The organism is Methylobacterium tarhaniae (assembly GCF_001043955.1).
In the GTDB taxonomy this organism is placed as follows: Bacteria; Pseudomonadota; Alphaproteobacteria; order Rhizobiales; family Beijerinckiaceae; genus Methylobacterium; species Methylobacterium tarhaniae.
Genome location: NZ_LABZ01000021.1, coordinates 25,023 through 36,518, shown reverse-complemented (window position 1 = coordinate 36,518; position 11,496 = coordinate 25,023). Strand labels below are relative to the sequence as shown.

The window sequence follows — 11,496 nt, the reverse complement described above, 5'->3', positions numbered from 1 at the left end:
CTTCGCCCCGCATCACGCGCGCGGGCCCACACGGGAGAGCCGCGCGGCGAAGAACTCCGCCAAGGCCTCGACCTTGGCAGGCCTGGCCTGCGCGCTCGGCGTGACGAAGGAGAGCGCGCCGCCCGGCAGGTGCCATTCCGGCAGCAGCGCCTCCAGTCGCCCGTCGGCGAGATGGTCGGCGGCGATGAAGTCCGGGAGCTCGGCGAGGCCGAGCCCGTCGAGCAGAACCGGCAGCAGGGCATCGGCATTCGTCACCCGCAAGGGACCGGCGGGCACCACGCTCGCCTCCGCGCCGCCCGGCCCGGTGAAGCGCCAGACGCCCCGCCGGGCGCGGTAGGCGTAGCCGAGGCAGTGCTCCGGCCTCAGCTCGTCCGGATGCTCCGGCCGGCCGTGCCGTGCCAGATAGGCCGGTGCCGCCACGACGAGGGCCGTGACCGGCAGGAGGCGCCGCGCGACGAGCGCGGAATCCGGCAGGGCCGCGATGCGCAGGGCCGCGTCGAACCCCTCGCCGACGAGGTCGACCGTCGCGTCCGAGAGATGCAGGTCGACGGCGAGGTCCGGGTAGAGCGAGAACAGCTCCGGCAGCAGCGGCGCGACCCAGCGCAGCCCGAACGACATCGGCACCGCGAGCCGCACCGTGCCGCGCGGCCGGCGCGACAGGTCGCGCGCCGCATCCTCCGCCTCCTGCGCCTCGCGGCTGGCGCGGGCGGCGCCCTCGACGACCCGCTCGCCGAACTCGGTCAGGGCGAGCCGGCGCGAGCTGCGGTTGACGAGCCGCCCGCCCAGACGCGCCTCCAGCCGGCTCACCGCGCGGGACACGGTGGCGACCGACACGCCCGCCGCCCGCGCCGCGCCCGCATAGGAGCGCTCTTCCGCGACCTTGGCGAAGAGGGCGAGGCCCTCGAAATCCGGCAGCTTCGACATCGACAGATCTGCAACGATGGTTTGCAGACGTTGCCATATCGCAAGCGCTAACTCCGATCCATGGTCCCGCTCACACACCCGAACGGGGGAGACACGAACCATGACCGGCAAGCTCATCGACAAGGTCGCGGTGGTGACCGGCGGCACCAGCGGCATCGGCCTCGCCACCGCCCGGCTCTTCGCCCAGGAAGGCGCCCGCGTCTTCGTCACCGGCCGGCGCCGGGCGGAACTCGACAGGGCCGTCGCGGCGATCGGTCCTTCGGCCACCGGCGTGCAGGCCGATGCCGCGAAGCTCGCCGACCTCGACCGGCTCATCGCCCAGGTGCAGGCGGAGGCCGGCCGCATCGACGTGCTGTTCGCCAATGCCGGCGGCGGCGCGATGCTGCCGCTCGGCGAGATCACGGAGGAGCATTACGAGGACACGTTCGGCCGCAACGTGAAGGGCGTGCTGTTCACGGTGCAGAAGGCGCTGCCGCTGCTGGCGCCCGGCGCGTCGGTGATCCTGACCGGCTCGACGGCGGGCACCGAGGGCACGGCGGCCTTCAGCGTCTACGCGGCCTCGAAGGCGGCGGTGCGGGCGCTCGCCCGCAACTGGATCCTCGATCTGAAGGGCCGCGCGATCCGCGTCAACACGCTGAGCCCCGGTGCGACCCGCACGCCGGGCCTCGTCGATCTCGCCGGCCCGGATGCGGCGCAGCAGCAGGGCCTGCTGGACTACCTCGCCTCCCGAATCCCGATGGGCCGCGTCGGCGAGGCGGACGAGATCGCCCGGGCCGCCCTGTTCCTGGCCTCGGACGATGCCAGCTTCGTCAACGGCGTCGAACTGTTCGTGGATGGGGGCCAGGCCCAGGTCTGAGCCCGCACCGCAGGGGCGCGAAAAAAATTCGCTCCAGGCCGGAACCAGGGACTGGTGGACGCGTTTCATGCGCGCGAGGCCCGAACGGGCTCGCAGGTTGGGCGCCGGACAGAGGTGTCCGGTGGCCCTCGTCATCACGTTGCTCTCAGGAGGATGTGGTCATGAGGACCTTCGACTTCGCGCCGTTGTACCGTTCCACCGTCGGCTTCGACCGCTTGTTCTCGATGCTGGATCAGGCAGCCCGGATCGAGCCGTCGACGCAGCAATGGCCGCCCTACGACATCGAGAAGCTGGGTGACGACGCCTACCGCATCACCATGGCGGTGGCCGGCTTCTCGCAGGACGAGATCGAACTGACCCAGCACGATACCACGCTGCTCGTCACCGGCCAGAAGAAGGACAAGGACGGCGAGCGCGACTACCTGCACCGCGGCATCGCGGCGCGCGCCTTCCGCCAGACCTTCAGCCTCGCCGACCACGTGAAGGTCACGGGCGCGAGCCTGCAGAACGGCCTGCTCTCGGTCGACCTCAAGCGCGAGGTGCCGGAGGCGCTCAAGCCGCGCCGCATCGCCATCGGCGGCAGCCAGGCCTCCATCGGGCAGGACAACGCGCCCGCCCAGATCGAAGGCCATGCCGAGGATCGCTCCAAGGCCGCCTGATCTAAAAGGCCGCCTGATCTAAAAGGCCGCCTGACCCCTGTGGTCATCCACTGACGAACGGAACCCCGGAGGCCCGCGCCCCCGGGGCCTGAACCCCTTTTCGTGCCCCGTCACGCACCATCAGGGAAGATGAACCGTGTCGATGGAGATGCATCTCACCCAGGCCGGTCCCGTCCGTACCGGCCCGATGAACCCGCCTGGCGTCCAGCCGGCATCGGTCGAGGCGTGGCAGGCCCTCGTCGCGCCCGGGGACGTGTTCCGGCATCCGCGGGAGGTGCTGGCGCACCCGAATCTGTCGAGGACGGAGAAGCGTGCGATCCTGGCCTCCTGGGCATCGGATGCCTGCGCGCTGGAGAATGCGCCGGGCCTGCGCTGCCTGGCCGGCAGCCGGGCCGAGCCGGTCCCGGTCGACGCCGTGCTGGGCGCTCTCGCCGAACTCGACGACGAAGCCCCGCGCGGCTCCGGGACGCGCCCGACGCGACGGCTGTCCCCGCGGCGCCGGTCGCGCACCGCTTGGACGATCGGCTGGCACCTCCGCCCGGGCCGCCGGAACGACGACGATGACGACCCGCCGCCGTGCCCTGCCACCATCATGCCGGCGCCGCGCCCCCGGACGTTCCCCGACGCGGCGGCGCGGGCACTCTGCATCCCGGCATAGGGCAGCCCGGGAGACGCCCCGCCAAGTTCCATCGGGTGCAACTCTGCCCCGCGAAAGACGGCCGCCCGGGTTCCGGGCGGCCGCGCCTCTTCGGTCAGCTATGCGCCAGGATCGCCAGCAACAGCAGCGCGATGATGTTGGTGATCTTGATCGCCGGGTTCACCGCCGGGCCGGCGGTGTCCTTGTAGGGGTCGCCGACGGTGTCGCCGGTCACCGCGGCCTTGTGGGCCTCGGAGCCCTTGCCGCCGTGATGGCCGTCCTCGATGTACTTCTTGGCGTTGTCCCAGGCGCCGCCGCCCGAGGTCATCGAGACCGCGACGTAGAGGCCGGTGAGGATCACGCCGAGGAGCATCGCGCCCACCGCCGCGAAGGCCTGCCCCTTCCCGGCGATGGCCTGGATGACGAAGAACAGCACCACCGGCGACAAGACCGGCAGCAGCGAGGGGACCACCATCTCCTTGATGGCCGCCTTGGTCAGCATGTCGACCGCACGGCCGTAATCGGGCCGCTCGGTCCCCTGCATGATGCCGGGCTTCTCGCGGAACTGGCGGCGGACCTCCTCCACCACCGCGCCGGCGGCACGGCCCACCGCCGTCATGGCGATGCCGCCGAACAGGTAGGGGATTAGGCCGCCCAGCAGCAGCCCGACGACCACGTAGGGGTTGGACAGCGAGAAGTCGACGGTGATCCCCTGGAAGAACCGGTACTGGGTCGCCGAGGCGTTCTTGATGAAGTAGTCGAGGTCCGAGGTGTAGGCGGCGAAGAGCACCAGGGCGCCGAGACCCGCCGAACCGATGGCGTAGCCCTTGGTCACGGCCTTGGTGGTGTTGCCCACCGCATCGAGCGCGTCGGTGGACTTGCGCACTTCCTTCGGCAGGCCGGCCATCTCGGCGATGCCGCCGGCATTGTCGGTCACCGGCCCGAAGGCGTCGAGGGCGACGACGACGCCGGCCAGAGCCAGCATGGCGGTGACCGCGATGGCGATGCCGAACAGGCCGGCGAGTCCGTAGGTGACGATGATGCCGGCCACGATCACGATCGCCGGCAGCGCGGTCGATTCGAGCGAGATCGCCAGGCCCTGGATCACGTTGGTGCCGTGGCCGGTGACCGAGGCGTGGGCGATCGACTTGACCGGCCGGTAGCGGGTGCCGGTGTAGTACTCGGTGATGACGACGATCAGCGCCGTGATGACGAGGCCGGCCACCGCGCACAGGAACAGGCTGAGCGAGGTGAAGCTGTCGCCGCCCGCCGTGGTGAAGCGGGTCGAGAAGCCGCCGAACATCACCATGTTGAGGCCCGCGATCGCCGCGATCGAGAGCGCGCCGGCGCCGATCAGCCCCTTGTAGAGCGCCCCCATGATCGACTGGTTCGAGCCCAGGCGCACGAAGAACGTGCCGATGATCGAGGTGATGATGCAGGCCGCGCCGATCGCCATCGGGTAGATCAGCATCGTCTCGAGCACGTTGCGGCCGCCGACATCGACCTGCCCCGAGAAGAAGATCGCCGCCAGCACCATCGTGGCGACGAGGGTGACCGCGTAGGTCTCGAACAGGTCGGCCGCCATGCCGGCGCAGTCGCCGACGTTGTCGCCGACATTGTCCGCGATGGTGGCGGGGTTGCGCGGATCGTCCTCCGGAATGCCGGCCTCGACCTTGCCGACGAGGTCGCCGCCGACATCGGCGCCCTTGGTGAAGATGCCGCCGCCGAGACGGGCGAAGATCGAGATCAGCGAGGCGCCGAAGCCGAGGGCCACGAGCGCGTCGATGACCTCGCGGCCCGCCGGGTCGAGGCCGGCGAAGCGGGTGAGGTAGGTGTAGTAGAGGGCGACGCCGAGCAGCGCGAGGCCGGCCACGAGCATGCCGGTGACGGCGCCCGACTTGAACGCCACCGAGAGGCCGGCGCCCAGCGATTGCGCCGCGGCCTGGGCGGTACGCACGTTCGCCCGCACCGAGACGTTCATGCCGATAAAGCCGGCGACGCCCGACAGGACGGCCCCGATGAGGAAGCCGATCGCGACCTTGAGGCCGAGGAACCAGGCCAGGAGCACGAAGAGCACCACGCCGACGATCCCGATCGTGGCGTATTGGCGGCGCAGATAGGCCTGAGCGCCCTCGGCGATCGCGCCGGCGATCTCCTGCATGCGCTGCGTGCCGGCATCGCGCCGCATGACGTCGTTGATGGTGACGATGCCGTAGGCAACGGCACAGAGGCCGCCCAGGATGATGAGCAGGAGTGCGGTCATTCTACCGTCCTTGATTGTCGGGCATTCCCGCGACGTCGGACGGCCGAGATGGCGAGCGGCCGTGTACGCGCGAAGCGGGCCTCCCTCCCTGTTGAGCGGGCCCGCACGCCAGCGCGGATCCGCACTCACAGTCGTGCCAAACTTCCCATCCGAGCGCAAACGCTCCCAAGCTTCATCCGCCTGAGACTTTCGGCGTCGGTCCGAATCTTCGGAGCGGGCCTAGAAATGGCTGAACGAGCCGGAGCGGAAGCGCCGCGTGCCGCCGTCCCGCGTCCGGAAGACCGGCGGGGCGCCGCCCTCCGTCACCGTGCCGATCTCGGTCAGAGGCACGCCGGCCCGCTCGGCCGCCTCGCGCAGGGCCGGCACGGCGGCCGGATCGGCCGCGCAGAGGATCTCGTAATCGTCGCCTCCGGTGAGCGCAGTGTCGAGGAGGTCCGGCTTCGCCGCCAGCGCCGCCCGGGCGGCCTCCGAGAGCGGAACCCGCTCGATCTCGACCTCGGCGCTCAGGTCCGCGGCCCGCATCATCTTGGCGAGGTCGCCGACGAGCCCGTCGGACACGTCCATCGCCGCGCGGGCATGGGCGCGCAGGGCCGGAGCGAGGGCGAGGCGCGCTCGCGGATGCAGGTAGCGGTCGACCAAAGCGGCGCGGACCGGGAACGACACCGCCTCGCCCCAGGCGGCCGCGGGTTTCTGCCGGAGCTTCAGGCCGAGCGCCGCGTCGCCGATGCTGCCCGATACCAGGAGGCGATCGCCGACCTGCGCCGCGGCCCGCCGCACCATGGTGCCGGACGGGACCTCGCCGAGGGCGGTGATGCCGACGAGGGTGGATCCCGCCGCCCGCACGGTGTCGCCGCCGAGAAGCGGGCAACTCGCCAACGCCGCCGCCTCGCTCAAGCCGGTGCAGAACTCGGCCAGCCAGCGCTCGTCCCAATCCTCCGCCAGCGCCAGGGTGAGGAGGAAGCCCCGCGGCTCCGCCCCCTTGGCGGCGAGGTCGGACAGGTTCACGCCGAGGGCCTTGCAGGCGATCGAGGCCGGCGGGTCGTCGGGGAAGTAATGCACGCCGGCTACCACCGCGTCGGTGGTCAGCACGAGGTCGTGGCCCGGGCGCGGCGTCAGCAGGGCCGCGTCGTCGCGCAGCGACAGCCCGCCTTCACCGGCGAGCGGTGCGAAGTAGCGGGCGATCAGCTCGTCTTCGGTGGGGCGGGGCAGGTCGGGGCGGGCCATCGCGTGGCGCTCTCACGGCGGAGGTCGGGGTGGCGGCGACGCCGCCGGTCCCGGCCCGAGTCTCGGCCGACAGCTAGACCCCGGACGGGGCGTCGCAAGGATCTAACGGCAAAAGAGACTATTTTCCGTTTATCCGTGAGAGGTCATACCGTCCGCGGGAATTCGCGGCACGCCGGATCAACCGGCGCGTGAGCCCTTGGAGAAGTCCTCCGGACGCACGGCGCGACCGACCTTGTCGAGCACCGCGTTGACGAGGCCTGGCTCCTCGCCCTCGTAGAAGCTGTGGGCGACGTCGACGTATTCGGAGATCGCGACCTTCACCGGCACGTCGCGGCGGAACATCACCTCGTAGGCGCCGGCGCGCAGGATCGCCCGCACCACCGCCTCGAGGCGGCGCAAGGGCCAGCCGGCGGCCAAAGCCGCGTCGAGGCGCTGGTCGATCGCCCGCTGCTCCTCGACGGTGCCGCGCAGGAGGTCGCGGAAGAAGGCGGTCTCGGCCGGCGGGTGCTCGACCTCGTCGATGACCTGCCCGATCCAGAAGGCCTCGAACTCGGCGAGAGCGTCGATCACGCCCTTGCCGGAGATCTCCATCTCGTAGAGGGCCTGGACCACCGCGAGGCGGGCGCCGCTGCGCTCGGCGGGCTTCATCTCACTCGGTCTCCGGGTTGCGGCGGGGGGTGAAGCCGATGGTGCGGTCCTGGCGGCCCGCCTCCTCGGCCCGGCGCAGGGCCAGCACGGCCAGAGCCGCCTCCGCCGCACCGCCGCCCTTGTTCATCTCGGCCACGCGGGCGCGGGCCTGGGCCTGGGCCTCGGTCTCGACCGTCAGGATGCCGTTGCCGAGCGGCAGGCGGAGCATGACGGACAGGTCCATCAGCGCCCGGGCGCTCTCGCCGGCGACGATGTCGTAATGGCCGGTCTCGCCCCGGATGACGCAGCCGAGCGCCACCACGGCGTCGTAGGGCTTGCGGGCGCGGGCCGCCGCCTCGAGCAGGATCGCGACGGTCTGGGGGATTTCCAGCGCGCCCGGCACCGTGACGACCACGGCCTCGGCGCCTGCCGCCGCGATCACCGCCGTGGCGCCGGCGAGGAGCTCGTCGGCGATGTCCTCGTAGTAGCGGGCCTCGACGACGAGCACCCGGGCTCCGGTGAGCTGGGGGCGGTCGGCTCCGCTGTCGCGGCGTGGCGTGACCATGGCGAACTATCTGCGTCTCGAACGGGCACCGGCGCGGGCGCGGCCCGACGGGCCTCGCTGCGGTGCATCACCGGTGGGGGAGGGGAGCACTAGACCAGAAGAGGTCCGTCCCACAAGTGCCGCGGCCTTCGCAGATCGTCGCTCCTTGCCAAGCGCGGACAATCCGGTCATCCCGGGCGCCAGAGCCGGGACGCCAGACTTGGCCAGCCATCAGCGACGGCCGGGAGGAAACAGCCGTGACAACCGATATCGAAGCCCGCACGATCAAGCGCGTCAGCTGGCGCCTGATCCCGTTCCTGATCGTCTGCTACTTCGTGGCCTATCTCGACCGCGTCAATGTCGGGTTCGCCTCGCTGACCATGAACCGGGATCTCGGCATCTCGGCCACCGCCTACGGCCTCGGCGCCGGGCTGTTCTTCATCACCTACTTCATCTTCGAGGTGCCGTCGAACCTGGCGCTGGAGAAGTTCGGGGCGCGGCGCTGGATCGCCCGCATCATGCTGAGCTGGGGCCTGATCTCCGGCGGCATGGCCTTCATCGGCGGCGAGACGAGCTTCTACATCATGCGCCTCTTGCTCGGCGCGGCCGAGGCCGGCTTCTTCCCGGGCATCATCTTCTATCTCACCCTCTGGTATCCCTCGGCCTACCGGGCGCGCATCGTCTCGCTGTTCATGGTGGCGATCCCGCTCTCGAGCGTCATCGGCTCGCCGATCTCCGGCCTGCTGCTCGAGCTCGACGGCGTGCTCGGGTTCAGGGGCTGGCAGTGGCTCTACGTGATCGAGGCGCTGCCGGCGGTGATCCTGTCGGTGATGACCTACTTCTACCTCACCGACCGTCCGGCCGACGCCCAATGGCTCGCCCCCGACGAGCGCGCCTGGCTGGAGCAGACGCTGGCCGCTGAAGCCGCCCGCACGCCGCGCCAGGGTCACGTGCCGCTGACGCAGGAAATCCTCAACCCGCGGGTGCTCGCCATCGCGGTGGTGTATTTCGGCGCCGTCGCGCTGCTCTATGCCTTCGGCTTCTTCCTGCCGCAGATCTTCAAGGCCTTCGGTCTCACCAACGCCCAGACCGGCTTCGTGATGATCATCCCGTACGCCGTCGGCACCGTCGGCATGCTGTGGTGGGGCCGGCGCTCGGACGCCAAGCGCGAGCGGCGCTATCACCTCGCGGCGGCGCTCGCCTGCGCCTCGCTCTGCACCATCGGGGCGGCCCTCGTCGGCGATTCGATCGTGAAGGTGGTGCTGTTCTCGGGCGCGGCGCTCGGCATCTTCGGGGCGCTGCCGATCACCTGGACGCTGCCGACCGAGACGCTCTCTGGCGCCGCTGCGGCGGGCGCGATCGCCGTGGTCAACTCGATCGGCAACCTGTCGGGCTTCGTCGCGCCCTACGCCGTCGGCGCGATCAAGGACTGGACCGGCAGCTTCACCGGCGGCCTGCTGCTGATCGCCTGCGCGGGCCTCGTCGGCATGGTCACGGTGCTCCGGCTCAGCCATTCCAGCCCGGCCGCGGCGTCCGGCCGCGTCGGCGCGCCGGCCGAGTAGGTCCGCGGGGGATCGGGACGGCCCGTCCGAGCCGTCCCGGCACCTGAGAACACACCGGTCGGGAATCTGGAATTCCTCTGGATCCAGCCGCCTTTTCGCCCTTTATTCCGGGGCTTGGCCGTGCAACAGAGCTACCCGCGCGGCGACGCCCGGTCGCATTGCCGCCACGAGTGGGGAGGTGCTTCGGTCCGGCAGGATCGGGGAACGAGAACCCCTCCAGCCGTTTCAGCGGGCCTCGACGCCTTGCGCCGCGCAAGCGGCGGCCCGCCGCCGTCAACGATCTCTCGGGAGAGCCGGAACTTGGCCACCACCGTCGCCCCATCCGACGCCGCGCATCCCCACGGGACGACCCGCCGGGACTTCCTGTTCCTCGCCACCGGCGCGGGCGCCGTGGTCGGGGCCGCCGCTCTCGCCTGGCCCTTCGTCGCCTCGATGGCCCCCGACGCCGACACGATCGCGGCCGGTGCGCCGATCGACGTCGACCTCACGCCGATCGCCGACGGCCAGATCGTCAACGTGTTCTGGCGCGGCAAGCTGATCTTCGTGCGCCATCTCACGGAGAAGGAAGTCGCCGACATGAAGGCGGTCGCCCCGGCCAGCCTGATCGACCCGGCGCCGTTCCTCGGCCGCGTCAAGGAGGGCCACGAGCGCTGGCTCGTCGCCTACGGCAACTGCACCCATCTCGGCTGCGTGCCGATCGCCAACGCCAACGGCCTGGAAGGCTGGGCCTGCCCCTGCCACGGCTCGCAGTTCGACGCCGTCGGACGCGTCACCCGCGGCCCGGCGCCGATCAACCTGCCGATCCCGCCCTACGCCTTCCAGGGCGACACCAAGGTCCGCATCGGCGAAGGCGCCACCGCCTGATCAAGCCGATCGTGAAGCAACGTCAGACGCGGGCTGCCCCATGAGCGCACACGCCACAACCTACGTTCCCAAGAGCCGCTTCGCGAAGTGGTTCGAGGCCCGGCTGCCGATCGCAGGCCTGGTCCATTCCTCGTTCATCGCCTTCCCGGTTCCGCGCAACCTGAACTACTTCTGGACGTTCGGCGCGATCCTGATCGCGATGCTGGGCTCGCAGATCATCACCGGCGTCTGGCTGGCGATGCACTACCAGCCCTCGGCCACCGAGGCGTTCAACTCCGTCGAGCACATCATGCGCGACGTGAACTACGGCTGGCTGCTGCGCTACATGCACGCCAACGGCGCCTCGATGTTCTTCATCGCGGTGTACGTGCACATGTTCCGCAACCTCTATTACGGGTCCTACAAGGCCCCGCGGGAGGTGCTCTACATCCTCGGCGTGATCATCTACCTGCTGATGATGGCGACCGCGTTCCTCGGCTACACCCTGCCGTGGGGCCAGATGTCGTTCTGGGGCGCCACCGTCATCACCAACATCTTGGCGGCGATCCCGGTCGTGGGCGACACGATCCAGAGCCTGCTCTGGGGCGGCTACTCGGTCGGCAACCCGACCATCAACCGCTTCTTCTCGCTGCACTACCTGCTGCCGTTCATGATCGCCGGCGTCGTCGTCCTGCACGTCTGGGCGCTGCACGTCACGGGCCAGAACAACCCGACCGGGATCCCGATCAAGTCCGGCAAGGACGCCGTGCCCTTCACCCCCTACGCGACCATCAAGGACGTGTTCGCGGTGGTGGTGTTCTTCGCCTTCTTCGCCTACTGGATCTTCCTGCAGCCGAACTACCTCGGCCACGCCGACAACTACATCCCGGCGAACCCCGCCGTGACGCCGGCGCATATCGTGCCCGAGTGGTACTTCCTGCCCTTCTACGCCATCCTGCGCGCGGTGCCGGACAAGCTCGGCGGCGTGATCCTGATGTTCGGCGCGGTGATCATCCTGGCGCTGGCGCCGTGGCTCGACACCTCGCGGGTCCGCTCGGCCAACTACCGGCCGATCTACCGCCAGTTCTTCTGGGTCTTCATCTTCTGCTGCTTCCTGCTCGGCTGGCTCGGCTCGAAGCCCCCGGAGGGCGGCTACGTCCTGGCCTCGCGCATCGCCACCTTCTACTACTTCGCCCACTTCCTGATCGTGATGCCGCTGGTCGGCCTCTTCGAGACCCCGAAGCCCCTGCCGGGCTCGATCCTCGAGAGCGTCACCGGCCCGGGCAAGCAGGTCGGCTCCTCCGGCATCCCGGCCGGCGCCACCGCCGCACCCCCGACCAAGGGCTGATCGACACGC

General features: G+C 70.4%; 11 protein-coding genes. 6 read left to right on the top strand and 5 right to left on the bottom strand.

Features of this window, described 5'->3' with window-relative positions:
• Positions 1-12 precede the first annotated feature (12 nt).
• Positions 13-924 (bottom strand): LysR family transcriptional regulator, encoded by a 912-nt coding sequence (locus tag VQ03_RS03520; protein WP_048449477.1) that lies wholly within the window; start codon positions 922-924, stop codon positions 13-15.
• Positions 925-1,024: 100 nt separating this feature from the next.
• Here VQ03_RS03520 and VQ03_RS03515 point away from each other — a divergent pair, with 100 nt between their 5' ends.
• From VQ03_RS03515 to VQ03_RS03505, 3 genes are all read left to right on the top strand, one after another.
• Positions 1,025-1,780 (top strand): SDR family NAD(P)-dependent oxidoreductase, encoded by a 756-nt coding sequence (locus VQ03_RS03515; protein WP_048449476.1) that lies wholly within the window; start codon positions 1,025-1,027, stop codon positions 1,778-1,780.
• Between the two features lie 161 nt (positions 1,781-1,941).
• Entirely contained in the window at positions 1,942-2,439 is a 498-nt protein-coding gene (locus VQ03_RS03510) for an Hsp20 family protein (protein ID WP_048449475.1), read from the top strand.
• 142 nt (positions 2,440-2,581) lie between these two features.
• On the top strand, positions 2,582-3,097 hold the full coding sequence (locus tag VQ03_RS03505) for a hypothetical protein (RefSeq protein WP_245291949.1): 516 nt from the start codon (positions 2,582-2,584) through the stop codon (positions 3,095-3,097).
• 94 nt (positions 3,098-3,191) lie between these two features.
• On the opposite strand, the gene VQ03_RS03500 is transcribed toward VQ03_RS03505, so the two are convergent.
• From VQ03_RS03500 to ribH, 4 genes are all read right to left on the bottom strand, one after another.
• Positions 3,192-5,339 (bottom strand): sodium-translocating pyrophosphatase, encoded by a 2,148-nt coding sequence (locus VQ03_RS03500; protein WP_048449474.1) that lies wholly within the window; start codon positions 5,337-5,339, stop codon positions 3,192-3,194.
• Between the two features lie 219 nt (positions 5,340-5,558).
• The gene (gene thiL / locus VQ03_RS03495) at positions 5,559-6,563 is read right to left on the bottom strand and encodes a thiamine-phosphate kinase (RefSeq protein ID WP_083467750.1); all 1,005 of its coding nucleotides are present in this window, start codon (positions 6,561-6,563) and stop codon (positions 5,559-5,561) included.
• 177 nt (positions 6,564-6,740) lie between these two features.
• On the bottom strand, positions 6,741-7,211 hold the full coding sequence (gene nusB, locus VQ03_RS03490) for a transcription antitermination factor NusB (RefSeq protein WP_048449473.1): 471 nt from the start codon (positions 7,209-7,211) through the stop codon (positions 6,741-6,743).
• A 1-nt stretch (position 7,212) separates the two neighbouring features.
• The gene (ribH, locus tag VQ03_RS03485) at positions 7,213-7,755 is read right to left on the bottom strand and encodes a 6,7-dimethyl-8-ribityllumazine synthase (protein WP_048449472.1); all 543 of its coding nucleotides are present in this window, start codon (positions 7,753-7,755) and stop codon (positions 7,213-7,215) included.
• A gap of 236 nt (positions 7,756-7,991) precedes the next feature.
• Here ribH and VQ03_RS03480 point away from each other — a divergent pair, with 236 nt between their 5' ends.
• From VQ03_RS03480 to VQ03_RS03470, 3 genes are all read left to right on the top strand, one after another.
• Positions 7,992-9,296 carry an MFS transporter gene (locus VQ03_RS03480; protein WP_048449471.1) on the top strand — a complete coding sequence of 435 codons (1,305 nt, stop codon included), beginning with the start codon at positions 7,992-7,994 and terminating at the stop codon, positions 9,294-9,296.
• A 300-nt stretch (positions 9,297-9,596) separates the two neighbouring features.
• A complete protein-coding gene (gene petA, locus VQ03_RS03475) occupies positions 9,597-10,160 on the top strand; it encodes a ubiquinol-cytochrome c reductase iron-sulfur subunit (RefSeq protein ID WP_048449470.1) in 564 nt (187 codons plus the stop codon).
• Between the two features lie 40 nt (positions 10,161-10,200).
• Positions 10,201-11,487 (top strand): cytochrome b, encoded by a 1,287-nt coding sequence (locus VQ03_RS03470; protein ID WP_048449469.1) that lies wholly within the window; start codon positions 10,201-10,203, stop codon positions 11,485-11,487.
• The last annotated feature ends 9 nt before the right edge of the window (positions 11,488-11,496 follow it).